Raw genomic sequence first — 23,881 nt, forward strand, 5'->3', positions numbered from 1 at the left:
GACCATCTTACGGGCCGCCGTGGAACGCTGCTGTCAGACAAGCGGCGGTCACGGCACCGGGGCCGGGGCCGGTCGAGGCCCCCCGCCGCGCGCCATCACCAGCCTGCCAGCACCGAGCCCTTGAACTGCGTCTCGATGAAGCGGCGGATCTCCTCGCTCTGGTAGGCCTTGACCAGTTGCGCCACCCAGGGCTTGTTCTTGTCGGCCTCACGCACCACGAGCAGGTTGACGTAGGGGCCGTCCGGGCTTTCCTGCGCGATGGAATCGGTCTTGGGGTTCAGGCCGGCGGAGATGGCGAAGTTGGTGTTGATGGCCGAGGCGTCCAGGTCGTCCAGCGAGCGCGGCAGCTGCGCGGCGTCCAGCTCCACGAACTTCAGCTTCTTCGGGTTGCCCACCACGTCCAGCGGCGTGGCCTTCAGGCCTGCGCCGTCCTTGAGCTTGATGAGGCCCTGCGCCTGCAGCAGCAGCAGCACGCGGCCGCCGTTGGTGGGGTCGTTGGGAATGCCGAAGCGCGCGCCTTCCTTCAGGTCAGCCAGCTTCTTGACCTTCTTGGAATACAGGCCGATGGGGAAGTTGACGGTGTTGGCCGCCACGGCGAACTTGTAGCCACGGTCCTTGATCTGCGCATCCAGGTAGGGCTTGTGCTGGTAGCTGTTGGCGTCCAGGTCGCCGGCGGCCAGAGCCGCGTTGGGCTGCACATAGTCGCTGAACTCCACCACCTGGATCTTCAGGCCCTGCTGTTCGGCCACTTTTTTGACCTGCTCGAAGATCTGCGCGTGCGGGCCCGCTGTCACGCCGATCTTCAGCGGCTTGTCCTGCGCCAGGGCGTGGCCCGAGAGGCCGGCGGCCATTGCCAGGGCCAGGGTCGATTGGAGCAGGGAGCGCTTGGAAATCACGGGAAACCTTTCATACCGTTACAGGGAGAGCCGGCATCGTAGCCCCTGCGGCGCGCCCTCCGAACGAATACTTTTCCATATCCAAAGAACCCGCACACATGAAGAGCACCCGGGCGGCAGAGCACCTGAGGGGGTGAAAGGCCGCGCATCCTCCACCGCCCCGGGAAGGCCGCGGCGGCGCCCCGTCAGCCCTTGAGCGCCACGTTGTTGAGCTTGTCCAGCCGCGCGGGCCAGCCGCCCTCCTCGGCCGACTGCAGCAGGATGCGCGTCCAGGCGATCCAGGCGTCCCACTGCACGCGCTTGTCCCAGGCATTGCCCCAGGCGCTGAAGGCCTGCAGCGCCCCGCGTGAGGCGCACGCCGCGTCCTGCGCGCGGCCGGCCGACAGGTACAGCTGTGCCAGCACCATCTGCGGCTCGCCCACCCAGGGGTTCAGGCGCACGGCCTGCTCCAGCGTGGCCGTGGCGCCGTCCAGGTCCACCAGCGGTTGCGCCAACTGGATCACCGACCAATACAGGGCCGTGGCGGCCGCCTCGTCCTGCGCCGTCAGGCCCTGGCTGCAGTGGTCGAACACGGGCGGCAGCGGCAACTGCCCGCGCAGCCCGGGGTGCTGCAACGCCAGGCCCAGCGCCGCGATCTGGCTGACCATGCGGGCCGTGGGGCGCATGGGTCCGGGCCACAGCGACGCGGCCCAGTGCACGGCCTGTGGGCGCGAAGGATCGACGGCGGGAAAGCGCGAGTAGATGTCGTCCTGCCAGCTGAACCACTGCTCGATCGTGTCGGCCATGCTGACGATGGTGAAAGCCGCCACCTCGTAGGGTGCGAGGTGCACGGTCTGGCGCGGCGCGGGGCCGTTCTTCTCCACGACCAGCGAGCCGTCGGCCTGCAGCTCGCCGGCCAGCACCTTTTGCACGAACTGCGCGCGGCTCATGGTGCAGAACAGGTACACCAGGTGCTCGGCGCTCTCGCCCACCAGCGCCTGCAGGCGGCCGCGCTCGCTGGCCGCGTCGAACTTCACCAGGTCGACGAAGGCATTGCCGTACACGCTGTGCAGCAGCCCGAGCAGACGCACGTCCCGGGGCTGGCCCCACAGCGCCAGCGACCGGGCCACGCCCACCAGGTGATGGCGGAAGGTTCCGGCCTTGTGCCAGTCCTGCCCCACGCCGCGCGCCAGCACCATGGGCAGCACGGGAGCCAGATCGGCATCGTGGGCCAGCCATTCATCGTCCAGCAGGGACTGGGCGCGCTGGAACAGCGCGTCATCCGGTGGCGCAAAGGCGGGCAGTGCGGACATGGCGGGGTCTCCTTCGTGGTAGTGGCTTTGCCATCGAGTATCGGCCAAGCCGCCCGCACACGCAGGTCTTCTGTCAAAACAGCCCGCGGCGCCCGCTGCACAAGCGCCAAAAGCTATCAAATCAGGAGCGTGCACATCCCGTGTGCGCCCCCCTGTCCTGCATCAGCGGTGCGACAGGCGGCGCACGGCCCAGTCACCCAGGCTCTGGATGGCTTGCACGAAGAAGATCAGGATGACCACCACGGCCAGCATGATGTCGGGCAGGAAGCGCTGGTAGCCGTAGCGGATGCCCAGGTCGCCCAGCCCGCCGCCGCCGATGGCCCCGGCCATGGCCGAGTAGCCCGTGAGGCTCACGAAGCTGATAGTCAGGCCCGCCACGATGCCCGGCAGCGCCTCGGGCAGCAGCACCTTCCACACGATCTGGCCGGTGGTGGCGCCCATGGACTGCGCGGCCTCCACCAGGCCGTTGTCCACCTCGCGCAGCGCCGTCTCCACCAGCCGCGCCACGAACGGCGCCGCGGCGATGGTCAGCGGCACCACGGCCGCCCAGGTGCCGATGGACGAGCCGGTGATGAAGCGCGTGAACGGGATGATGGCCACCAGCAGGATGATGAACGGCGTGGAGCGCACGGCATTCACGATCCAGCCCACGATCTTGTTGGCCGGGCCGTTCTCCAGCACGCCGCCCGCATCCGTGAGGCGCAGGAACACACCCAGCGGAATGCCCACCAGGCCGCCGACGATGCCGGACACGCCGACCATGATGATCGTTTCCCACAGCGAGGTGACGAACAACTCCAGCATCATTTCAGAAAAGTTCTCGAACATCGCCCGCCCCTCAGCCTGTCACTTCCACGGTGCGCACCACCACGCCGTTGGCACGCAGATAGTCGATGGCCGCGCCGATGCGCGCCATGTTGCCGCTGGCGTACACCGCCAGCGAACCGAAGGTCTGGTCCTGGATCTCGTCGATCTGGCCATGCAGGATGGACAGGTCCAGTTCCAGCTCGCGGATCAGGTGCGACAGGATCGCCTCGTAGGCATGCTCGCCCGCATACGACAGGCGCAACAGCTGGCCGCTCGCGCCCGGCTCCAGCCGCGCGGCCAGGCTGCGCACGCGCGCCAGCACCCCGGCGGGCAGCTCCTGGGGCACGATCTCGTCGATCAGGCTCTTGGTGATGTCCTGCTGCGGGCGGGTGAACACGTCGACCACCGGGCCCATCTCCACGATGCGGCCCGCGTCGATCACGGCCACACGGTCGGCAATCTGCTTGATGACCTGCATCTGGTGCGTGATCAGCACCACCGTCACGCCCATTTCGCGGTTCACCTGGCGCAGCAGGTCCAGGATGGAACGGGTTGTCTCGGGGTCCAGCGCGCTGGTGGCCTCGTCGGACAGCAGCACCTTCGGGTTGCTGGCCAGCGCGCGCGCAATGCCCACGCGCTGCTTCTGCCCGCCCGAGATCTGCGCCGGGTAGCGGTCGGCCAGGTGCGCCAGGCCCACCAGGTCCAGCAGCGGGTCGATGCGCTTCTTGATCTCGGCCCGCGGCATGCCCGCCAGCTCCAGCGGCAGCGCGGCGTTGTCGAACACCGTGCGCGACGACAGCAGGTTGAAGTGCTGGAACACCATGCCGATCTCGCGGCGCGCGGCGCGCAGGTCGGCGTCGGACAGTTGTGTCATGTCGCGCCCCGCCACCATCACCTGTCCCGACGTGGGGCGGTTGAGCAGGTTGATGACGCGGACCAGCGAACTCTTGCCGGCGCCCGAACGGCCGATGATGCCGAACACCTCGCCCGGCGTGACATGCAGGTCGATGCCGCGCAGGGCTTCGACGGGGCCCTGCGGGCCCGGGTAGATCTGGGTGATACCCCGAAGGTCAATCATGAAATGCAATGCAAAGCGCGCGCAGGCTGCCCCCTCAGGGATGGCCAGCCGCGGCGGGTGAAGATCAAAACAGCGGGTGAATGTAATTGTTCGTTATGAAAAAACCAACGAACAAAAAGTAGGCACATAAGACGGCCCCGTTATGAGGCGTGCTTCAGCGAGCCGGGCGCTGCCCCGGTCGGGCGGCAGTGCCACGCAGTAGCGGAGCACAGGGGCGATTTTAGGTGACGGGGCAAATCCCCGGCCGGCGTGCGCCTGCGCCTGGGGAAGGAGCACGCGCAACTGCAGCCGTCCTGCCAGGGCGAATGGCAACCGGTGCCAGCCCGCCCAGCGATGCGCAAGACTCGCCTACCACCGACAGCACAGGCGTATGGCGCGCCACCTATCCACGGCTGCGTGGCGCGTGGGGTCTAGCACCTGCGGCCTGCATGGGGGCCCTCGCCCACCGTACCATTCACCATTCACCGTTCCCGACACGCCCCGCTGCCGGCTCCCCGTCGCCGCCGCTCCCCACCGCGCGGGCTTTCTCCCTCCACCTATGCAAGAACGCTCCTGGTCTCCCGTTGTTTGGATTGGCTATGCCATGTGCGTCGGCGTCATGGGCACGGCGCTGGCCAGCCCGCTGTACCCGCTCTACCAGCAGGCCTGGGGCCTCAAGCCCAGCGACATCACGCATCTCTTCGTGGTGTACATGTTCGGCGCGCTCACCAGCCTGCTGTTTCTGGGGCGGCTCACGCAGCGCCACGGCTTCCTGGCCATCCTGCGCACGGGCCTCGCGCTGATGACCGCGGGCGTGGTCCTGTCAGCCCTGGCGTGGAATGTGCCCGTCTTCATGCTGGCGCGGCTCATGATCGGGCTGGCGTCGGGAATGATCACCACCTCGGCCTCCATCGGCATGGTGCAGGCCCGCCCCGGGCGTGATCCACGGCGCACGGCCGCACTGACCACCGTGGCGATGACGCTGGGTTTCGGCCTGGGGCCGCTTGTGGGCGGCTTGATGGCCCAGTGGGTGCCCCACCCGCTCGTCACTGCCTACGTGCCCACGGCGGCCATGGGCCTGCTGGCGGTGTATGCGCTGCACCAACTGCGCGGGCTGCCCACAGGGGGAACGCGGGACGACGCCCTGCCGCCCGGCACCTGGCGCGGCGTGATCGCACAGTGGATGCCGCGGCTCACGCCGCCGCCGCGCCTGCGCCGGCGCCAGTTCTGGCTGGCGAGCATGGGCGCCTTCAGTGCCTTCGGCATGTTCAGCCTGTACTCATCGCTGGCGCCCAGCTTCATGCAGGAGATCGTGCCCTGGCATGGGCCGGCCGTGAGCGGACTGTCGATCGCGATGATCCTGTTCCTGTCGTCCGCGTTCCAGTTCATGGTGCGCAACTGGCGCACCAAGCGCGTGGCCCTGGCCAGCGGCTGCGCGCTGGTGCTGTGCAACCTGCTGCTCATGGCGACCACGCTCACCGGCGCCACGCTGGTGTTTGGCGCGGCGGTGATCGCCACGGCCTTCGGCCATGGGCTGGCCAATGTGGCGGGCATGGGCGTGGTGGCCAAGCTCACCACGCCCGAAGAGCGCGGCGGCCTGCTGTCGTCCTACCTGATCGTGGGATACCTGGGCACCATCGTGCCCATCCTGGGCATGGGTTGGCTGTCGGACCATTTGGGCTTGAACCGCGGCTTGCTGGTGTTCTGCGGCGCCATGGCCCTGCTGAGCGCCGTGGTCACCGCGCTAGGCATGCGCACCGCGGAGATCCCCGTGCCGCAGCAGCACCTTTAACCGCTGGAGTCAGCGCCAGCCGATCAGCAGGATGGCGATGTTGACCAGCAGTCCCGCGCCCCACACCAGGCTGCGCGCCGTGGGCATGTCGCCCACGTACATGGTGATGTAGCACACGCGCAGCATCACGAACAGGAAGGCCAGCAGGTCCAGCATCATCTGCGGCGCGCCCAGCTGGTGCGCGATGATGACCGCGCCGATGAAGAACGGCAGCGCCTCGAAGCTGTTGGCCTGCGCCGCATTGGCACGGGCGCGCCAGCCGGTCTGGCGCGCCAGCCACGCACGCGGGTCGTGGTTGTCGCTGCCGCGAAAGCCCCCCCGCTTGGCCAGCAGCGCGCAAGCCATGGGCAGCAGCGCCGCAATCAGCACGCACCAGTAGGCCACGGTGAAGCGGGCCACATGCATTGTTGTGTTCATTTTTGCAGTGTTTTTGACCTCCAGCGCTTATCCAACAAGCGCTAGCAGCTATTGTTTTTGATATTCAGCGCCGATCCGCCAGCGCATGAGCGATGGTGCCCAGGTCCACGTATTCCAGCTCGCTACCCACGGGCACGCCCCGCGCCAGGCGCGTGACGTGCACGCCGCGGCGCTTGAGCGCCTCGCCGATCGCGTGGGCCGTGGCCTCTCCCTCGGCCGTGAAGCTGGTGGCCAGGATCACCTCCTGCACCACGCCGTCGCTGGCGCGCTCCAGCAGGTTGTGCACACCGATGTCGCGCGGCCCCACCCCATCCAGCGGCGACAGCCGCCCCATGAGCACGAAGTACAGCCCCTTGAACGCCGCGGTGCGCTCCATCGCGGCCTGGTCGGCGGGCGTCTCCACCACGCACAGGCGGGAGGCGTCGCGCGCCGGGTCCAGGCAGGTCTCGCACACCGCGCCCTCGGTGAAGGTGTGGCAGCGTTCGCAATGGCGTACCTGCGTTGCCGCCTGCGCCAGCGCCTGCGACAGCATCTGCGCGCCGGCGCGGTCATGCTGCAGCAGATGGAACGCCATGCGCTGCGCCGACTTCACGCCCACACCGGGCAGGCGCCGCAGGGCCTGGATCAGTGCGTCAAGGGAGCTGGTGTCGGACATGAAGAATGGAATTCGGAGTGCAAACGCCGCCCCCAAGGGCGTAGCGAGCGCCTGCCAGGCGAGGCGGACGGAGCACGGCAACCGGAACGTACTTGCCTAGTACGTGAGGATTGCGAGCACCGCCCCACGACGCATGGCCGGCGCGCAGTAGCCTGCCCTCAGAAGGGGAATTTCATGCCGCCGGGAAGGCCTGGCATGCCGGCCGTGATCTTGGCCATCTTCTCCGCCGAGGTTTCCTCGGCCTTGCGCACCGCGGCGTTGAAAGCGGCGGCCACCAAGTCTTCCAGCATGTCCTTGTCGTCGGCCAGCAGGCTGGGGTCGATGGTCACGCGCTTGACGTCGTGCTTGCAGGTCATCAGCACCTTCACCAGGCCGGCGCCGGATTCGCCCTCGACCTCGATGTTGGCCAGGTCGTCCTGGGCCTTCTTCAGGTTGTCCTGCATGGCCTGGGCCTGCTTCATGAGGCCGGCGAGCTGTCCCTTGTTGAACATGGATGGTTTCCTTTGCGTTTCAAAAATGGTTATGCAGGCTTGATGCTGCCCGGCACGATTTTCGCCCCGAAATCGCGCATCAGTTGCTGCACGTAGGGGTCGTTGTGGACGATCTCCTCGGCCACGCGCTGGCGTTCGGCCGCGGCGTGCGCGTTGCGGCGCGCGGGGCTGTCGATCACCACACCCACCTCCACGCTGATCTGGCGCGCATGGCCCGCGGCCTCCAGCGCCGCGCGCAGGCGCTCGCGCGCCGTGGGCTGGTTGAGCGACTCCCGCTCCACGCGCAGCAGCCAATGGTCCGGGTCACGCGCCACCAGTTGCGACTGCAGCGCCAGTTCGCGCACCAGGGCGGTGATGGCCTCCTGGGCAATGAGCTGCTGCACGGTGGCATGCCAGACATCGCCCTCCTCCGTGCGCACCAGCCGCGCGGGTGCCGGGGCTGCCGATGGCAGGGGCTGCAGGCGCGCGCCGGGTTCCGGCGCGGTACGCACGGGGATTGCTACCGTTTCAGGAGCTGCTTGCGCTGTATGGGCGGGCGCTGGAGGTGTTTTTTGCCTTAGATCCTCAGGGGAGCGTACGGGCAGACGCACAGGCGCTGCGGCCCGTACGGGCGCCTGGGCCATATCGCCGGCTTCCCACGGGGGCGATTCGCGGTCGCCCGCGTCCAACGCGTCCTGCACGGCCTGGTTCACATCGTCCGGCGTGGCTTGCGCCCGCGTGGGTGCTGCCGATGCGGCGGGCCGGGCGGGCGCGGCAGTCGCGCAGTCCATCGCGGGCGCCTCGACCGGAGCCGGGTGCACCGACACCGGCGGTGCGGGAGCCCGGTCCGCGGCGGCCGGCACAGCCTGCGGTGCCTGGACTACCGGCGTATCGGCCGGCGCATGGGCCGACGGCGCTGCGGCTTCAGGCCGCGTCAGAGTTTTTTTTTCAGCCGAGGCAGCCGCGCCGCCTTCCGAAGCCGCCGGCTTGAACGCCAACAGGCGCAGCAGCACCATGGTCAGCGCGGCATATTCGTCGGGCGCCAGACCCAGATCGGCGCGGCCGTGCAGGCAGATGCTGTACAGCAGCTGCGTCTCGTCGGCCGGCAGGGCGGCAGACAGGCGCGCAACCTCTGCCGCCTCAGGGTCGCTGGCGTCCGCGGCCGCAGCCATCTGCGGAACGGCCTGCAGCACGGCCATGCGCTGCAGCACGGCGCTCATGTCCTCCAGCGTGGAGGCGGCGGACAGGCCGTTGATGCGCAGGGTGTCCGCCGTCTCGACCACCGTGCGGCCATCGCCCTGCGCCAGCGCGTCGATCAGACGGAACACATGGCTGCGGTCCACGCTGCCCAGCATCTGGCGCACAGCGGCTTCCTGCAATTGGCCGCTGCCGAAGGCAATCGCCTGGTCGGTCAGGCTGAGCGCGTCGCGCATGGAACCGCGCGCGGCGCGGGCCAGCAGCCGCAGGGCCTGCGGCTCGGCGGGCACGTTCTCGGCGGCGAGCACGCGGGTGAGGTGCTCCAGCACCGTCTCGGGCGCCATGGGCCGCAGGTTGAACTGCAGGCAGCGCGAGAGCACCGTGACCGGCACCTTCTGTGGATCGGTGGTGGCCAGCACGAACTTGAGGTATTCCGGCGGCTCCTCCAGCGTCTTGAGCATGGCGTTGAACGCCGTGTTCGTGAGCATGTGCACTTCGTCGATCATGAAGACCTTGAAGCGCCCCTGCACCGGCTTGTAGACGGCCTGCTCCAGCAGCCCCTGCACCTCGTCCACGCCGCGGTTGGAGGCGGCATCCAGCTCGGTGTAGTCAGGAAACCGGCCGCTGTCGATGTCGGTACAGGCCGGGCACACGCCGCAGGGCGTGGCAGTGATGCCGCCTTGGCCGTCCGGCCCCTGGCAATTGAGCGACTTGGCCAGGATGCGCGAGACCGTGGTTTTGCCCACGCCGCGCGTGCCGGTGAACAGGTAGGCGTGGTGCAGCCGCTGCTGCGTGAGCGCGTTGGAGAGCGCCTGCACCACGTGCTCCTGCCCCACCATCTCAGAGAAGGTCTTGGGACGGTATTTGCGGGCGAGCACAAGATAGGACATGGGGCGTGATTCTATGTGCGGGCCAGACACGCAGCGCGCCAAGGCTTCTAGCTGGCCCGGGCCTACGCAGGCCACCGCGCCGACCGAGGGTGATCTGTTCTCTGCCAGGTTTCATACTCCCCGGGAACGACTGCATACTGCCAGTCGCACCGTACCGCCATGTTGCCCGCCCTGCTTCCATCCCTTGCAGCCCGCAGGCGGCTATCGCGACAAGGGTCGCCGACCCGGTCGGCTGGGGTGCGTCTCGCCTGCTGGCTACTGTGTCTGTGCCTGCAGCCGCCGGCGCAGGCCCAGGATGGTTCTAAAGACATCTCCGCAGTCGATCCACCGACGCAGCACCAGGCATTACCTGCGGCCCTGGATCTGCGTGCGCGGGACTACCCCGAGCCAGACGGTTACTCGCTGCCCAGCACGCCCGAGTTTGGCGCCATCGGCGTGCAGCTGCAGGGCGACTCACGTTTGCTGCTGCGCGTCCGGCGCGGTGGCCCCATGCTGTACTACCGGGCAAAGTTCTGACAGGCCACGGGCAGAGCGTGGTTCGTCGTACAATCACAGGCGACGGGCCTCCCCGCATGGTGAAGCGGCCAACCGGGTCAGGTGGGGAACCAAGCAGCCCTAACTGTGGAGCCAGTGCCGGGGGTAAGGCTCGTCACCTTCTTCTTTCCTTTCCCATTCTTTTTTTTTGCGTCGCCTGAGCGCTTTGCGCTTCATCGGGCGGTTGCGGCGTTCCCGCACATGAACGCGATGCGTCAGCTCCGTCCTACAGTGGAACAAGCACGGCGATCGCGACAAGCACGTGCCCGCGGTCCATACTGCGCCCCAGGAGTTCTCGCCACCGATCCACTTTCTTGCTGTCCCGTGCCGCCATGCTGTCTGCCATGTCCGCGCTGCTTGCAAGTCATCTGCTCCGGCCGCTGCCACGGCCGGCCATGGATTGGGGCGTTGTGTGCCTGCTGTGCCTGTGCGCGGCATTTCCCGCCCGGGGCGATGAGAGCCTGCCAGACGGTGCTGCGGCCGCATTGCGACAGGCTCAGGATGAGCCTTCTTCCGCCGCCTTCACGCAGGACACCGCCACCTACCCCGACCTGACCGGCAGCGATCTTCCGCGCGCAGCATTCGGCAACAGCGTTCAGTACACGGACATCACCCGTTGGCTCACGCCGCTGCAAGCCTCACGCCTGGGGCTGACGCTGGGCGTGGTGGTTCCGTCGGACGGCGCGGCCCGCGCGGGATCCGTCAGCCCGGCCTACCCGCCAGGCACCCCGCTGGCCTACGACCTGGGTCTGCGCTGGCGATCACAGTTGCAGCCGCGCGTACGGCTGGACCTGCAGGCCTGGGCCCGCACCCACCCGCACACGGGCCTGCACGACGCCATGGGCATGATCTGGGGTCGCGACCAGGGCAGCAACTTCGGCACCCGTCTGGAGGTGCAATGGTCCGCATCGCGCACGCGCGGTCTGGTCCCCGAGCTGGGCGCCATCGGCGTGCAGTTGCAAGGCGATGCGCGGCTGGTGCTGCGCGCCCGCCGCGGCGGGCCCATGGTGTATTACCGCGCGAAGTTTTGACCGCGCGCTCAGCAACGCTCTGGGTTGACGCCGACCTTCCCGCAATGACCGCAGAGCATGGCCCAAGGCGGCGCCCCTGCTGTGCTACGCCTGCGTTGCCAGCCAGTGCGCGGCACCCGCTCCTGCCGCACGCCCGGTGGCATAGCACGCAGTCAACAGATACCCCCCGGTGGGCGCCTCCCAGTCCAGCATCTCGCCCGCGCAGAAAACCCCGGGCATGGTGCGCAGCATGAGGCGCGTATCCAGCGCTTCGAAGGCCACGCCGCCGGCCGTGCTGATGGCCTCATCCAATGGGCGTGCTGCCACCACGGTGATGGGCAAGGCCTTGATGGCATGGGCCAGCGCCACCGGGTCGGACATACCGTCCTTGCCCAGTTGTTCGTAGAGGACGGCGGTTTTGATGCCGTCCAGGCCCAGCCGGCTCTTGAGGTGGGTGGAAAGGCTGCGCGAGCCGCGCGGGTGGCGCACCTCGGCCAGCACGCGCTCGGGCGTGTGGTCGGGCAGCAGGTCCAGGTGGAAGGTGGCGTGACCGTGTGCCACGATCTCGTCGCGCAGCAGGCTGGAGACCGCATAGACCAGGCTGCCTTCCACGCCCGTGGCCGTGGCCACGAATTCCCCGCGCCGCTCAAAGCGCCGGCCCTGGCTGTCGGTGAAGGACAGCACCACCGACTTGAAGGGCTGGCCCGCGAAGCGCTCGACGAAATGCGGCGTCCAGCCGACGGGGGGCGCGCCCCGGCCGATGAGCTCCAGAAAGAACTCTCGTCGCGTCTCGCCCACGGGCGCATCCACGCGCGGTACGTCGAAACCGCAGTTGGACGGCGCCAGCGGCGCCACAGGCACGCCGCGCTGCGCCAGCAGCGGCGCCCAGGTACCGTCCGAGCCCAGACGGCCCCAGCTGCCGCCGCCCAGGGCCAGCACGACGGCGCGCGCCCTTACCCGCACCTCTCCCGCCGGCGCGGCAAAGCGCAGCACAGGCGGCGTGATGCCATTCAATGCGTCGGCCCAGCCCATCCAGCGATGGCGCATGTGCAGTTGCACCCCCTGCCCGCGCAAGCGCTGCAGCCAGGCACGCAGAAGCGGCGCGGCTTTCATGTCCTTGGGGAACACCCGGCCCGAAGTACCGACGAAGGTCTGCGTGCCCAAGGCATCAGCCCACGCGCGCAAGTCCTCGGGGCCAAAGTCTCGCAACCAGGGCGTCAGCGCCTGCTGGCGATCGCCATAGCGCGCCATGAAGGCCGCCAGCGGTTCGGAATGCGTGAGGTTCAGCCCGCCCCTGCCCGCCAGCAGGAACTTGCGTCCCACCGAAGGCATGGCGTCGAACACCTGCACGCTCAGGCCCGCCGCTGCGGCGGTCTCGGCGGCCATCAGGCCAGCCGGCCCCGCGCCAATCACGGCGATCTCGCAAGATCGCAGATCCGTATCCATCATGGTGTTGCTTTCATCAACCCACACGCCGCAGCAGGCGCACGTGCATGGGCCGCACGAAGTGCGCTCCCTCCATCGAGCAATGCGGCGCGAAGGCCGCCGCCACGCGCTCGCGCAAGCGCGCGTCGATGCGGTGGTCGGCAAAGGTGGGGTTCATCATCCGCCGCTCAAACTGAGCGAAGTCCTCGAAATGCACAGGCATGTCGAATCGCCGTTGCGCCACCTGCTCCCAGGTGCTGCGGACGGCCAGGGCGCGATCCAGCGCCGCCTGCGCAGCCGCGCGCACGATGCCTTCGTCGTTGTACAGGCGCACGATCTCGTTGAGCGCGCCTTCGTAGACCGGCTCCGAAACGTACAGATGCCCGCCGGGACGCAGCACGCGCGCCACTTCGGTCAGCGCCTGGTCCATCGCATCCAGCGGCACGTGGTGCAGGGACTTGAGCATCAGCGCCAGGTCGAACTGCGCGTCATCGCCTGCAATGGCCTGCGCACCACCTACCGCAAAGCGCATGCGCGGCGGCGTGTCCTGCAGGTTGATTGCGTGCTGCCGGAGGTCCACTTCCAGCCCCAGATACCGCATGTCCCGCCAACGCTGCAGCATCTGCCGCGCCATGCGCGCACCGCCGCATCCGAGTTCGATGACGCGCGTGCCGGGGGTTGGCAGCAACTCGACCAGGACATCCAGTTCATCAGGGACGAGGGTGTGGTTCATGGGTCATCGATCAATCGGCAGAATCAACCGATGGTACCTACCCCTGCGCACGACGCGGGGTATTCCCGTACGCCGGCCACAGGCCCGGCGCCTGCCCACCCGGTCAGAACAGCACGCCCTGCCCTGGCGCGTCCACGACCACCAGCCTCCCATCGCCCGTCAAGAAAGCCGCGCCCACCCGCTCGCCCGGAAACTGCGCTCCCACCGCTTCGCGGTACAGGCGCAGCTGGGCCATCAGCTGCGGCTGGCGCTCGGGCGCGGTGGCACTTTTGTAGTCAAGCACCCACCAGCGCGCACCCTCGCGCGGCTGGCGCAGCCGCACCAGGCGGTCCAGACGCAGACCCTGGCCCTGGTAGACCAGCGGCGCTTCGTTGAGGGCCTGCTCCACGTGATCGGGGTTCCACGCCCAGGCACCCTCGCCCTGCAGAATGCTCCGCGCCATCGCTGCGGCCTGTGCGGCAGCCTCCGTCGTGATATCGAAATCGCGCGCCAGCTGCGCCAGCCGCCGCGCGGGCCACACGCCGCCCGCCCGCAGGGCGCCGACCACGCCCGCCTGCTCCAGCAACTGGTGCATGGCCTCGCCCTGGCGCGACTGCGGGGTGGAGGCGGGAGCACCCGCCGCAGCGGCTTGTGCCCCCGGCGCAGCCCCCGCATACGGCGGAAGCTGCGGCAACGCGACGGCGGCATCGTCAGCCACATCGCCCAATGGCGCGGCGGGCGGCACTGGCGCGTCCTGCAGGGACTCGGCCAGCCGGTTCCACCAACTGCCGGGCGCGGCCGTGCTGGACTGCACCGCCGACAAGGCCAGGCAATGCTTGGCGCGTGTCATGGCCACATAGAGGGTGTTGAGCTCCTCGCGCTGGCGCTCCGCCAGTTCCGCCGCCAGCAGGTCCACCGCACTGGGCGGCGGGTTGGATTCGCTGGCCAGAAAGACAAAGCGCAGCGGAGCGGCCTGCTCGCCCGGCCAGTCGACCAGCGCGCCCATGGTCTCGGCCTTCTGCGCGCGCGCATCGGTGTCCAGCAGCAGCACGCTGTGCGCCTCCAGCCCTTTGGCGCCGTGGATGGTGAGCAGGCGCACGGCCTGCGCCTCCACGCGGCCGGGTGCGCGCATGCCCGGGCGCTTCATGGCGCGCACGAAGGCATAGGCCGTGAGGTAGCGTCCCCCGCCCTGCTGCAGCGCCGCGGCCAGCAAAGCGCGCAGGTTGGCCAGCACGCCCGCACGCTGCGAGGCGGGAGCCGCGGCGGCAAAGCGCGCGGGCACGTCGCCGTGTTCGTAGATGGCATGCAGCGCATCGTGGGGGGGGCGTGTTTCCACCCATCGCTTGTATTGAGCCAAAACAGGCGCCAGCGCTTGCAGGTCGGGCGGAAGCAGCTCACTTTTTTGAAGTACGTCGAACCAGCTGCACGGGGATCCTTCTGCGGCCGTCTGGCGTACCCGCAGCGCAATCTGCACCAGCGCGTCATCCGTCAGGCCGAACAGCGACGAGCGCAGCGCACGCGCCAGCGAAAGGTCATGCCCCGGTGAGACCAGGGCATCCAGCAGCGCGACGATGTCCTGCACCTCGGGCGCCTCGCCCAGCTCGGCCTTCTCGGGCTGCACGCAGGGCACGTGCAGCGCGCGCAGGGCCTCCTGCAGGGAGGCCAGCCGGTCGCGCTTGCGCGCGAGCACCATGATCTCCTGCGGCTGCACGCCCGCGGCGATCTGCGCCGCCACCCATTGCGCAGCCTGCGCGCATTCGCGCATGCGCAGGGTTTCCTCGGCTTCATGGCGCGGCTGGGTCAGAGTGTCGCGCCACTCGGGGGCAGTGGCCGCGGCGGCATCACCCCCGTCAGGCGCCGTGATCGGGGGCAGGCGCAGCAGTTGCCCCGGGTCGCGCGATTCGGTGGTGTGGTCGCGAAAGCCCGCGTACTCACCCTGCGCCTGCGCCGCCTGCATGGCCTGGTTCACCGCTGCGATCACGCCGATGGCGTTGCGCCGCGTGTGGTCGCAGGCCAGCAAGTCGCCCCCCAGCCCCTCGCGTACGAAGGCCTGGGCGGCCTTGAAGACCTGCGGCTCGGCGCGGCGAAAGCGGTAGATGCTCTGCTTGGGGTCACCCACGATGAACACGCTGGGCGGCTGCTGGCCGCCGCCCGCGCCCGCGTAACCGGCCAGCCAGGCATGCAGCGCCTGCCACTGCAGCGGGTTGGTGTCCTGGAACTCATCCACCAGCAGGTGGCGCACGCGCGCGTCCAGCCGCTCCTGCACCCAGCCCGAGAGGATGGGGTCGGACAGCATGACCAGCGCCGTGCGCTCCACGTCGTTCATGTCCACCCAGCCGCGCTCGCGCTTGAGCTGGGCGAACTGCGCGATGAGCGCACGCGCCAGCCGCGCCATGCGCTGCTGGTGCAGCCAGGCCTCGTGCTGGCGGCGCGCGGCGCACAGGCGCTGAAGTTCGCCCTCGGCCTCCTGCGCGGCGGCGAACTTCTCCAGATTCTTGGACAGGCGATCCTCGCTGGCCACGAAGAAGGCCTTGCGCAGCGTGTCCAGACGCTGGCCCAGGTCGTCGCACAGCCAGGCGTCGATCACCGCGTTGGCGGCCTTCTGCGGCGTCTTGTTCGCCTGCGCCCCCAGCACCTGGGCCCAGGCATGCCAGCGCTGGCGCGCTGCGTCGCTGGCCAGCGCATCGGCCGGATGGTGCAAGCCGGCAAGGTCCGCGAACTGCGTGCCGAAATGCGGGATCGATGCGTCCACCACGCCCGCCTCGTCGGCCAGCGCGAACTCCACGCGCTTGGCCAGCGCGCCTTCGAGCGCCTTGTGCGTCTGCGAGCGGCCGTGATGTGCCACGCAGGCTTCGTAATCCGCGCGCAGCGCGGCGTCCTGCGCCACGGCGGCGAGGTAGGGGCGCCAGACCTCGCGCACTGCCTCGGCGTCATCCTCCAGCAAGTCGTAATGGGCGGGCAGGCCCTGCTGCTCCAGCACCGCCAGCGGCGCCGTGCCCAGCAGCGCCGCAAACCAGCTGTGAAAGGTGCGTATCTGCACGGGGCGGCCCGCGTCCAGCGTCTGACGGTATAGTTTTTGTAGCTGCTCGCGCTTTTCCAGAGCGCGCTGCGGCCCGATTCCTCTTGCAATCAGCTCCTTTTCCAGATCGGGCAGCGGCTTGGCCGCAAACTCCTGCAGCCATTCCTGCAGGCGCTGGCGCATTTCGCCGGCGGCCTTCTTGGTGAAGGTGATGGCCAGGATCTCGTGCGGCGCACAGCCGTCCAGCAGCGCGCGCAGCATGCGCGAGACCAGCATCCAGGTCTTGCCGGCGCCGGCGCAGGCCTCCACGGCCACGCTGCGCTGCGGGTCGCAGGCAATGGCGTAGAAGGCCTCCCGCGTGACCGGTTGGCCGTTGTGTTCGTAGGCGGCTTGCGCGGCAGCTTCACTCATTCCAGAAATCCTTGCGGCACAGACCGCGCGCGGCGCACCATTCGCACACGCTGCCCTCGCCCAACGCGGGCAGCGGCGCGCCGGCTGCAATGCGCTGCATGTCGTGCGTGATGCCGCCCAGCAGCAAGTCGCGCAGGTGCACCACGTCGTCCTGCTCGTGCAGCCGGGTTTCGCCGCGCTCACCCACATTCACGTACGCGGCCCGCAGGGTGTCGTCCTGCAGCAATGCGGCATAGAAGGCGAGCTGCGTGTCCTCGGCCCCGGCCTTGATGCGCCCGCGCGTGAGGGCGTCGCTCTCGGTCTTGTAGTCGATCACCAGCGCCAGGGGTTCGCCGCCGCCCTGCGGACGCACGGCGTCCACACGGTCCAGTGTGCCAACCAGTTCCAGCGCGCCCAGCGGCTGGCGCGCGCGCAGCTCGGCCTGGCGAAAGCAGGCGCCAGCGGCTTCGTGCTTGCCCAGCCATTCCAGATAGCCGGCGCGCAGCGCGGGCCAGCCCGAGGCGTAGGGCAGGAAGTCGCCCTCCTGCAGCCCCAGCTCGCGCGTGGCGCGCGCAGCCGCCTCGTCCATGAGCGCCGTGCGCGCCGCGGCGTCGCCCGTGGGCGCGTCCTGCAACGCCTCATGGAAGTGCTGCAGCACGGCATGCAGCCAGGTGCCGAAGTCACGTTTGTCCAGCCCGGCGTCCAGTTCGTCGTCTTCCTGCAGCTGCAGTTGGCGCAGCGCGAAGAAGCGGTAAGGACAGTGGCGCAGGTCGGAATATGCCGAGGACGATAGCCGCTGCACCGGCAGCTGCGCGCCCACCGGCAGCGGACGCGCCGTGGGTGCCACGGGCACGCTGCGCGTCACCCGGGGATCGGCACCGTCCGTGCCGGGTCCGTCCAGCCGAAGCGCCTGGACCAGCGGGCTCGGCAGGAGGGGTTCGCCCCCCTCGTCACCCACGCGCCACAGGAGGTCGACACGCGCAATACGCAGGGCCTGCCGCCAGGCGGCGCGCTGCGCGGCGGCCAACAGGTCGCGCGTAGGCAGCCCCAGTCCCTCGCGCTGCGCCTGCGTCCAGGGGCCGGGCGGTTCAGGCGCGGCCTGCAGGCGTTTCTCATCGCAGCCGGGCAGCACCAGCGCAGCGAACGGGCGCGCCAGCAGCTGCGGCAGGGGCAGAACCACCACGGGTGCATCGTCCACATAGGCCGGTCGATAGCGCGCGCATTCCAGCACCTCTCCCACCCAGCGCGTGAAGTCCGCCAGCGCCATGCGCGCACCGGCCCCGTCCATGTCCTGCAGATCGTCCTGCAGGCCCTCGGGCAGGCGCAGCTCGGCCAGCACGCGCGCACCGGCCTCGTCCTGCTGCAGCCCGTCCCACAGGCCGCAGTCCTGCAGCAGCACGCGCAGCGACTGCAACCACTGGGCCAGCGGCCGCGCGGCCCGCAGCTGCGCGCGCCAGACCTGTACCTGGTCCGCCAACGCGGCCTCGGCCGGGCGCCGCTCAGCCAACGCCTGCAGTTGCGTCGCCGCGCCGCTCCAATGCCGGGCGCCCGCACGGCGCAGCCAGTGCTCCAGCGCGCGCAGTGCGGCCCCATCCACCGCGGGCGACTGCTTGAGCCAGTCGAGCACGGCATCGGCGGTGGCGTCCCAGGCACAGGCCTGCAACACCGCCATCAGCCGCGCCGCAGCGTGGGTGGTGGAGAGCAGCCAGCCGTTTTCGTCGTGCACAGCCACGCCTGCGCCGCCGAGCAAGGCGCTGATGCGGCGGGTGAGCGCGCGGTCGTTGGCCACCAGTGCCACGGGCGCCTGTCCCTGCGCCAGGTGCTGCAGCACACAGGCGGCGGCACGCTGGGCCTCGTCCTCGGCATCGGGCACGGCATGCAAGGTTGGCACGCCGGCCTTCCTGCCGTCCATCACCTGCGGCAGGTCCACGACAAGGCCCGCCTCCCCCCAGTGCCGTGCCAGCGTGCGGGCCAGGGGGTCGGGTTGGAAGCCCTGCACCACCACCAGCAGCGGCACGGCCGCACGCACGCCAGACTCGAACAGCACATCCCCCACGTGGCGCGAGGCCAGCACCCATTCCAGGGCGATGCGCGCTGCGGCGGCCTCCAGCCGGAGCGCGCCACCGTCGCCCGCCGCCGGCAGCAGGGCGCGCGCCGCCTCGCCCCAGTCCGGGCGCCGGTCAGGAGCCACGGCCGCTGCCACCACCGCCAACTGCGCGGCCATCTCCAGCAGCGGACCGCTGAGGACTTCGCGGTGCGCGGCAAGACCGGCGCGGTCGAGCAATGCACGTGCGGTGACCGCATCGCGCGCCATATCGCCCGCGTACTCGCTGCCCTCCGCCAGAGGCGCGCCCAGCTGGGAAGCCCAGTTACGCGTGGTCTCGAAGCGCGGCGCGAAACCCTGCGGGTAGGCGCGCTGCCATTGCCGGCGTGCCTCGCCCATGAGCTGGGCGTACGGCACCAGCACCACGGTGGCCGCCAGGTGCGCGCCGCGCTGCGCTGCCGCTGAGCGCACCTGCTCGAAAACCGCGCGCCACCCCGCGCTGCACGCCGCGGCGTGATCGTCTTTTGCTATGGGTGTCATAGCGTTACAAGCACCGGCCATATGAGGATGCGGGGATTCGGTTTCTGTCACAATGACTGGACTTTATACGTACCGGCATCGCCCACTGCTCACACAAGGAACCAAGGAACGCGCCATGGCCAGCGAACTCATCAAACATCTCTCCGACGCCAGCTTTGAAGCCGACGTGCTGAAAGCCGGCACTCCGGTGCTGGTGGACTACTGGGCCGAGTGGTGCGGCCCCTGCAAGATGATCGCCCCCATCCTGGACGAGGTGGCTGGCGCCTACCAGGGCAAGCTCACCATCGCCAAGATGAACGTGGACGAGAACCGCGAGATTCCCGCCAAGTTCGGCATCCGCGGCATTCCCACGCTGATGCTGTTCAAGAACGGTGAACTCGCCGCCACCAAGGTAGGCGCCATGAGCAAGGCCCAGCTCACCGCCTTCATCGACCAGCAATTGGCCTGATTCCCTTCTTGCCGGCCGCCCTCCGCGGCCGGCAGTCTTCCGAGGTGCGCAGCACCCGGGCAACCTGCGAATAGCGCAGAACTTTTCCTGTCATAATTCGCGCTGATCGCCTCGCCGCACGTGCACCCAGCGGCCGGCTCCGGATCACAGGCTCGCCAAGTCCGCCATCACCCATGGCCCGCACGAAACGCAGCCCTTCCCCTCACACAGACATTTCCACTCCGTCCAGGAGTCACTCCATGCACCTTAACGAACTCAAGGCACTGCACGTGTCTGAAGTCCTCAAGCAGGCCGAAGACCTGGAAATCGAAAACGGCGGCCGCATGCGCAAGCAGGAGCTGATGTTCGCCATCATCAAGAAGCGTGCAAAAGCCGGCGAGCAGATTTTTGCCGACGGCGTGCTTGAGATCCTGCCCGACGGCTTCGGCTTCCTGCGCAGCCCCGACACCAGCTACACCGCGAGCACCGACGACATCTATATCAGTCCGAGCCAGGTGCGCCGCTTCAACCTGCACACCGGCGACATGATCGAAGGCGAGGTGCGCACGCCCAAGGATGGCGAGCGTTACTTCGCGCTGACCAAGCTTGACTCCGTCAACGGCGGCCCGCCGGAGCAGAACAAGCACAAGGTGATGTTCGAGAACCTCACGCCGCTGTTCCCCAAGGAGCAGATGCGGCTGGAGCGCGAGATCAAGAGCGAGGAGAACATCACCGGCCGCATCATCGACATCATCGCCCCCATCGGCCGCGGCCAGCGCGCGCTGATCGTCGCGCCTCCGAAGAGCGGCAAGACGGTGATGATGCAGCACATCGCCCATGCCATCACGGCCAACAACCCCGATGTGCACCTGATGGTGCTGCTGGTGGACGAGCGCCCCGAGGAAGTGACCGAGATGCAGCGCTCGGTCAAGGGCGAAATCATTGCATCGACCTTCGACGAGCCCGCCGCACGCCACGTGCATGTGGCCGAGATGGTGATCGAGCGCGCCAAGCGCCTCGTGGAACTGAAAAAGGACGTGGTGATCCTGTTGGATTCCATCACCCGCCTGGCCCGCGCCTACAACAACGTGGTGCCCTCCAGCGGGAAGGTGCTCTCCGGCGGCGTGGACTCCAACGCCCTGCAACGCCCCAAGCGCTTCTTCGGCGCGGCGCGCAAGGTCGAGGAAGGTGGCTCGCTGACCATCATTGCCACGGCGCTGGTCGATACCGGCAGCCGCATGGACGAAGTGATCTTTGAAGAATTCAAGGGCACGGGCAACTGCGAAATCCACCTGAGCCGCCGCCTCTACGAAAAGCGCGTTTTCCCGGCCATCGAGCTCAACAAGAGCGGCACACGCCGCGAGGAACTGCTACTGGCACCCGAGATCCTGCAGAAGACGCGCATCCTGCGCCAGTTCATGTACAACATGGACGAGATCGAGTCCATGGAACTCATGATCAAGAAGATGAAGGAAACAAAGAACAACGTGGAGTTCTTCGAGGCCATGCGCCGCGGCGGCTGACCTGCTCCACCGCTTTTGCCCAGCCCCGCCTTCGTGCGGGGCTTTTTCATGGCCGCCCATTGCCCCTCGCTGCGTGCAGGCGTGACTCCCCGCCCACCGCTCACTTGATTCGCCTCAAGACACGGCGCGACGCGCCGGCCCATACTGGCTGTCATCTCATTTCGATAGCATGGTGGCCCGCAATGGGGCGCCCAAAGGACCGGGCGCTGCGAACGAAATTGCGGATTACCATCGCCGGCCTGCGTATGCCCTTCGCCCTCCCCGCCCTCGTGTCGCTCCTTGACAGCCCAGCGCTGCGCACGGGCCTGCTCGGGATCTGCGTCACAGTCGCCGGATGCATGGCAGGGGTGCGAACGGACGTACCCTCCCCTGCGCTGCTGCCCGCCGCATGGCCCGTGCCACCCGTCGCCTTCGATGACGGCACCGTCAGCGTTGACGACCAGGCCGAGTGGGGGATGTTCTACCGCGACCCCACACTGCAAGGCCTGGTGCGCCAGGCGCTCGAAAACAACCGCGACCTGCGCCTGGCAATGCTGCGCGTGGACGAGGCGCGCGCCGCCCTGGGCCTACAGTCCGCCGATCGCTGGCCGACCCTGGCCGTGGGCAGCAGCCACACCCGCGCCCGCGTGCCGGGGGACCTGAACGTGGCCGGCCGCGCCGTCACCACCGGCGAGCACCGCGTGGGCCTTGCCATCAGCAACTGGGAGCTGGATCTGTGGGGCCGCGTGCGCAGCCTGGAGGCGGCAGCGCAGCAGGCCTACTTCGCCTCCGCCGAAGGCAGCCGCGCCGCCCAGGCCGCACTGGTGAACCAGGTGGCACGCAACTACCTCGCATGGCGCGAAACGCAGGAACGCATCGCGCTGACAGAAGACACCATCGCCACGCGCCGCGAGAGCCTGCGCATCTTCGGGCGCCGCCACGCGGCCGGCGCCATCTCGCGCCTGGCGCTGACGCAGGTGGAATCTCTGCTGTACCAGGCCGAATCCATCGGCACCCAGCTCGCGCAGCAGCAGGCACTGCAGGCCCATGCGCTGGCGCAGCTCGTGGGCGTACCGTGGGATGCGCTGGCCCTGGCGCCGCCCCAGGCTGCCGTCGCCCTTCCCACCGTGCCCGCGGGATTGCCTTCCGACCTGCTGCTGCGCCGCCCCGACATTGCCGCCGCCGAGCACACCCTGCACGCCGCCAACGCCCGCGTACAAGCCGCGCGCGCAGCGTTCTTTCCGCGCATCGCCCTGACCACGAGTGCGGGCACCGCCAGCGCGCACCTGGACGGCCTGTTCGACAGCGGCAGCCGCGCCTGGACGTTCGCTCCCAGCGTCTCTCTGCCGCTCTTCGACGGCGGGCGCCTGCAGTCCAACCTGGATCTGAGCGCCGCACGCCAGAACATCGCCGTGGCCGACTACGAAAAGACCGTGCAGACGGCCTTCCGCGAAGTGTCAGACGCGTTGGCCACGCGCGCCACGGCCGCGCGCCAGATCACGCTGCAGCAGGCCCAGCGCGACGCCTTGCATGAACGCGCACGTTTGGCGCAACTGCGCTACGACCACGGTGCCACGCCCTACTTCGAAGTGCTGGATGCCCAGCGCGACCTGCTGGCCGCCGAGCAGCAACTCGTGCAGGCACGCTATGCGCTGCAGGCAGCACACATCGCCGTCTATGCCGCGCTGGGCGGCGGCGCGCCCGCGCGCTGACAACCCAACGGGACCCTCGCATGACCATTCCCAAGAAAATCCTCATCGCCGCAGCCGCAATCGCTGCCATCGCCGCACTGGGCGGCTACGCCTGGCTGCAGTGGAAGGAAACGCAGCAGAACGCCGGCCTTGTGGGCGGCAACGGGCGCATCGAGGCCACCGAGGTGGACGTGGCCACCAAGTACGCCGGCCGCGTGGCCGAGATCCTGGTGCAGGAAGGCGACTTCGTGCAGGCCGGCCAGACACTGGCGCGCATGCAGGTGGACAGCCTGCTGGCCCAGCAGCGCGAGGCCGAGGCCAGCCGCGACCGCGCCCTGCAGGCCGTGGCCTCCGCGCGCGCCCAGGTGGCACTGCGCGAGAGCGAGCACACGGCCGCCCAGGCCCTGATCGCCCAGCGCGAGGCCGACCTGGACGCCGCTCAGCGCCGCGCGGCACGGTCGGAGACGCTGGCGCGCGAGGGCGCATCCTCCGAGCAGGAACTGGACGATGACCGGGCCCGCGTGCGCAGCGCACAGGCCGCGCTGAAGGCCACGCAGGCACAGGCGCAGGCCGCGGGCGCGGCCATCGTTGCCGCGCGCACCCAGGTGGCCGGCGCCGAATCGGCGGTAAAAGCCGCCGATGCGACCGTGCAGCGCATCAACGCCGACCTGGCCGACAGCGAACTCGCCGCGCCGCGCGATGGACGCGTGCAGCTGCGCCTGGCCCAGCCCGGCGAGGTGCTGGGCGGCGGCGGCAAGCTGCTGAACCTGGTGGACCTGACCGACGTGTACATGAGCTTCTTCCTGCCCGAGACCGTGGCCGGCCGCGTAGCGCTGGGAACCGAGGTGCGCATCGTGCTCGACGCCGCACCGCAGTATGTGATCCCGGCCAAGGTGTCGTTCGTCGCCAGCACGGCGCAGTTCACGCCCAAGACCGTGGAGACGGCCAGCGAGCGGCAAAAGCTCATGTTCCGCGTGCGCGCGCGCATCGCCCCCGAGCTGCTGCGCAAGCACATCACGCAGGTGAAGACCGGCCTGCCCGGCCAGGCCTGGATCAAGCTGGACGAGGGCCGCGACTGGCCGGCGCACCTGCACAACGTCGTGGCCCCCTGACG

Annotated in this window: 19 protein-coding genes and 1 other RNA gene; 8 read left to right on the forward strand and 12 right to left on the reverse strand. The window is 69.1% G+C overall.

Translation table 11 applies throughout. The features are described 5' to 3' along the window. Positions 1-95: 95 nt before the first annotated feature. The 4 genes from PCQ86_RS12675 to PCQ86_RS12690 form a co-directional block, all read right to left on the reverse strand. Complete coding sequence (locus tag PCQ86_RS12675) at positions 96-896, reverse strand: MetQ/NlpA family ABC transporter substrate-binding protein (RefSeq protein WP_011805548.1); 801 nt, start codon at positions 894-896, stop codon at positions 96-98. A 185-nt stretch (positions 897-1,081) separates the two neighbouring features. Next, a complete protein-coding gene (locus PCQ86_RS12680) occupies positions 1,082-2,188 on the reverse strand; it encodes a DUF6817 domain-containing protein (protein WP_196995648.1) in 1,107 nt (368 codons plus the stop codon). A gap of 162 nt (positions 2,189-2,350) precedes the next feature. Continuing rightward, a complete protein-coding gene (locus PCQ86_RS12685; RefSeq protein ID WP_011805550.1) occupies positions 2,351-3,016 on the reverse strand; it encodes a methionine ABC transporter permease in 666 nt (221 codons plus the stop codon). Between the two features lie 10 nt (positions 3,017-3,026). After that, entirely contained in the window at positions 3,027-4,073 is a 1,047-nt protein-coding gene (locus PCQ86_RS12690) for a methionine ABC transporter ATP-binding protein (RefSeq protein WP_270173899.1), read from the reverse strand. A 583-nt stretch (positions 4,074-4,656) separates the two neighbouring features. Between PCQ86_RS12690 and PCQ86_RS12695 the strand changes: the two genes are divergently transcribed. Beyond that, a complete protein-coding gene (locus PCQ86_RS12695) occupies positions 4,657-5,844 on the forward strand; it encodes an MFS transporter (RefSeq protein ID WP_015913092.1) in 1,188 nt (395 codons plus the stop codon). 9 nt (positions 5,845-5,853) lie between these two features. On the opposite strand, the gene PCQ86_RS12700 is transcribed toward PCQ86_RS12695, so the two are convergent. From PCQ86_RS12700 to dnaX, 4 genes are all read right to left on the reverse strand, one after another. Beyond that, entirely contained in the window at positions 5,854-6,261 is a 408-nt protein-coding gene (locus PCQ86_RS12700; protein WP_041838824.1) for an MAPEG family protein, read from the reverse strand. A 64-nt stretch (positions 6,262-6,325) separates the two neighbouring features. Beyond that, positions 6,326-6,916, reverse strand: a complete 591-nt coding sequence (gene recR, locus PCQ86_RS12705) for a recombination mediator RecR (protein WP_270173900.1) — start codon at positions 6,914-6,916, stop codon at positions 6,326-6,328. A 158-nt stretch (positions 6,917-7,074) separates the two neighbouring features. Next, positions 7,075-7,407 carry a YbaB/EbfC family nucleoid-associated protein gene (locus tag PCQ86_RS12710; RefSeq protein WP_011805555.1) on the reverse strand — a complete coding sequence of 111 codons (333 nt, stop codon included), beginning with the start codon at positions 7,405-7,407 and terminating at the stop codon, positions 7,075-7,077. Positions 7,408-7,436: 29 nt separating this feature from the next. Beyond that, positions 7,437-9,473: a DNA polymerase III subunit gamma/tau gene (gene dnaX / locus PCQ86_RS12715; protein ID WP_270173901.1), complete on the reverse strand. Its 2,037-nt coding sequence runs from the start codon at positions 9,471-9,473 to the stop codon at positions 7,437-7,439. A gap of 237 nt (positions 9,474-9,710) precedes the next feature. On the opposite strand from dnaX, the gene PCQ86_RS12720 reads away from it, so the two are divergent. The 3 genes from PCQ86_RS12720 to PCQ86_RS12730 all read left to right on the forward strand — a co-directional run bounded on the left by PCQ86_RS12720 (position 9,711) and on the right by PCQ86_RS12730 (position 11,038). Beyond that, positions 9,711-9,989: a hypothetical protein gene (locus PCQ86_RS12720; protein WP_270173902.1), complete on the forward strand. Its 279-nt coding sequence runs from the start codon at positions 9,711-9,713 to the stop codon at positions 9,987-9,989. A 41-nt stretch (positions 9,990-10,030) separates the two neighbouring features. After that, positions 10,031-10,127, forward strand: an RNA gene (ffs, locus tag PCQ86_RS12725) — signal recognition particle sRNA small type. Between the two features lie 275 nt (positions 10,128-10,402). After that, positions 10,403-11,038 carry a hypothetical protein gene (locus tag PCQ86_RS12730; RefSeq protein WP_270173903.1) on the forward strand — a complete coding sequence of 212 codons (636 nt, stop codon included), beginning with the start codon at positions 10,403-10,405 and terminating at the stop codon, positions 11,036-11,038. An 84-nt stretch (positions 11,039-11,122) separates the two neighbouring features. Here PCQ86_RS12730 and PCQ86_RS12735 read toward each other — a convergent pair whose 3' ends face one another. The 4 genes from PCQ86_RS12735 to PCQ86_RS12750 all read right to left on the reverse strand — a co-directional run bounded on the left by PCQ86_RS12735 (position 11,123) and on the right by PCQ86_RS12750 (position 19,147). Further along, positions 11,123-12,466 carry a TIGR03862 family flavoprotein gene (locus PCQ86_RS12735; RefSeq protein ID WP_270173904.1) on the reverse strand — a complete coding sequence of 448 codons (1,344 nt, stop codon included), beginning with the start codon at positions 12,464-12,466 and terminating at the stop codon, positions 11,123-11,125. A 13-nt stretch (positions 12,467-12,479) separates the two neighbouring features. Beyond that, positions 12,480-13,175 carry a class I SAM-dependent methyltransferase gene (locus PCQ86_RS12740; protein WP_270173905.1) on the reverse strand — a complete coding sequence of 232 codons (696 nt, stop codon included), beginning with the start codon at positions 13,173-13,175 and terminating at the stop codon, positions 12,480-12,482. 103 nt (positions 13,176-13,278) lie between these two features. After that, on the reverse strand, positions 13,279-16,584 hold the full coding sequence (locus tag PCQ86_RS12745) for a UvrD-helicase domain-containing protein (protein ID WP_270173906.1): 3,306 nt from the start codon (positions 16,582-16,584) through the stop codon (positions 13,279-13,281). Then, a complete protein-coding gene (locus tag PCQ86_RS12750) occupies positions 16,577-19,147 on the reverse strand; it encodes a PD-(D/E)XK nuclease family protein (RefSeq protein ID WP_270173907.1) in 2,571 nt (856 codons plus the stop codon). The genes PCQ86_RS12745 and PCQ86_RS12750 overlap by 8 nt, the downstream gene beginning before the upstream one ends. Before the next feature lie 115 nt (positions 19,148-19,262). Between PCQ86_RS12750 and trxA the strand changes: the two genes are divergently transcribed. The 4 genes from trxA (at position 19,263) to PCQ86_RS12770 (ending at position 23,879) form a co-directional block, all read left to right on the forward strand. Beyond that, positions 19,263-19,595 carry a thioredoxin TrxA gene (gene trxA, locus PCQ86_RS12755; RefSeq protein WP_011805563.1) on the forward strand — a complete coding sequence of 111 codons (333 nt, stop codon included), beginning with the start codon at positions 19,263-19,265 and terminating at the stop codon, positions 19,593-19,595. A gap of 239 nt (positions 19,596-19,834) precedes the next feature. After that, positions 19,835-21,097 carry a transcription termination factor Rho gene (gene rho, locus PCQ86_RS12760; protein WP_103738315.1) on the forward strand — a complete coding sequence of 421 codons (1,263 nt, stop codon included), beginning with the start codon at positions 19,835-19,837 and terminating at the stop codon, positions 21,095-21,097. 245 nt (positions 21,098-21,342) lie between these two features. Further along, positions 21,343-22,788: an efflux transporter outer membrane subunit gene (locus tag PCQ86_RS12765; protein WP_270173908.1), complete on the forward strand. Its 1,446-nt coding sequence runs from the start codon at positions 21,343-21,345 to the stop codon at positions 22,786-22,788. A gap of 20 nt (positions 22,789-22,808) precedes the next feature. Then, positions 22,809-23,879: an HlyD family secretion protein gene (locus tag PCQ86_RS12770; protein ID WP_011805566.1), complete on the forward strand. Its 1,071-nt coding sequence runs from the start codon at positions 22,809-22,811 to the stop codon at positions 23,877-23,879. Positions 23,880-23,881 lie beyond the last annotated feature (2 nt).

Origin of the sequence: Diaphorobacter sp. ED-3, from assembly GCF_027625375.1 — a bacterium.
GTDB classification, from domain to species: domain Bacteria; phylum Pseudomonadota; class Gammaproteobacteria; order Burkholderiales; family Burkholderiaceae_C; genus Diaphorobacter; species Diaphorobacter nitroreducens.

What these genes read in the sequence shown, in the direction of transcription:
- PCQ86_RS12680 (WP_196995648.1), bottom strand. Translation starts at nt 2,188, where the DNA reads ATGTCCGCACTGCCCGCCTTTGCGCCACCGGATGACGCGCTGTTCCAG.
- PCQ86_RS12685 (WP_011805550.1), bottom strand. Translation starts at nt 3,016, where the DNA reads ATGTTCGAGAACTTTTCTGAAATGATGCTGGAGTTGTTCGTCACCTCG.
- PCQ86_RS12690 (WP_270173899.1), bottom strand. Translation starts at nt 4,073, where the DNA reads ATGATTGACCTTCGGGGTATCACCCAGATCTACCCGGGCCCGCAGGGC.
- PCQ86_RS12695 (WP_015913092.1), top strand. Translation starts at nt 4,657, where the DNA reads ATGTGCGTCGGCGTCATGGGCACGGCGCTGGCCAGCCCGCTGTACCCG.
- PCQ86_RS12700 (WP_041838824.1), bottom strand. Translation starts at nt 6,261, where the DNA reads ATGAACACAACAATGCATGTGGCCCGCTTCACCGTGGCCTACTGGTGC.
- recR (WP_270173900.1), bottom strand. Translation starts at nt 6,916, where the DNA reads ATGTCCGACACCAGCTCCCTTGACGCACTGATCCAGGCCCTGCGGCGC.
- PCQ86_RS12710 (WP_011805555.1), bottom strand. Translation starts at nt 7,407, where the DNA reads ATGTTCAACAAGGGACAGCTCGCCGGCCTCATGAAGCAGGCCCAGGCC.
- dnaX (WP_270173901.1), bottom strand. Translation starts at nt 9,473, where the DNA reads ATGTCCTATCTTGTGCTCGCCCGCAAATACCGTCCCAAGACCTTCTCT.
- PCQ86_RS12730 (WP_270173903.1), top strand. Translation starts at nt 10,403, where the DNA reads ATGGATTGGGGCGTTGTGTGCCTGCTGTGCCTGTGCGCGGCATTTCCC.
- PCQ86_RS12735 (WP_270173904.1), bottom strand. Translation starts at nt 12,466, where the DNA reads ATGATGGATACGGATCTGCGATCTTGCGAGATCGCCGTGATTGGCGCG.
- PCQ86_RS12740 (WP_270173905.1), bottom strand. Translation starts at nt 13,175, where the DNA reads ATGAACCACACCCTCGTCCCTGATGAACTGGATGTCCTGGTCGAGTTG.
- PCQ86_RS12745 (WP_270173906.1), bottom strand. Translation starts at nt 16,584, where the DNA reads ATGAGTGAAGCTGCCGCGCAAGCCGCCTACGAACACAACGGCCAACCG.
- PCQ86_RS12750 (WP_270173907.1), bottom strand. Translation starts at nt 19,147, where the DNA reads ATGACACCCATAGCAAAAGACGATCACGCCGCGGCGTGCAGCGCGGGG.
- trxA (WP_011805563.1), top strand. Translation starts at nt 19,263, where the DNA reads ATGGCCAGCGAACTCATCAAACATCTCTCCGACGCCAGCTTTGAAGCC.
- rho (WP_103738315.1), top strand. Translation starts at nt 19,835, where the DNA reads ATGCACCTTAACGAACTCAAGGCACTGCACGTGTCTGAAGTCCTCAAG.
- PCQ86_RS12765 (WP_270173908.1), top strand. Translation starts at nt 21,343, where the DNA reads ATGCCCTTCGCCCTCCCCGCCCTCGTGTCGCTCCTTGACAGCCCAGCG.
- PCQ86_RS12770 (WP_011805566.1), top strand. Translation starts at nt 22,809, where the DNA reads ATGACCATTCCCAAGAAAATCCTCATCGCCGCAGCCGCAATCGCTGCC.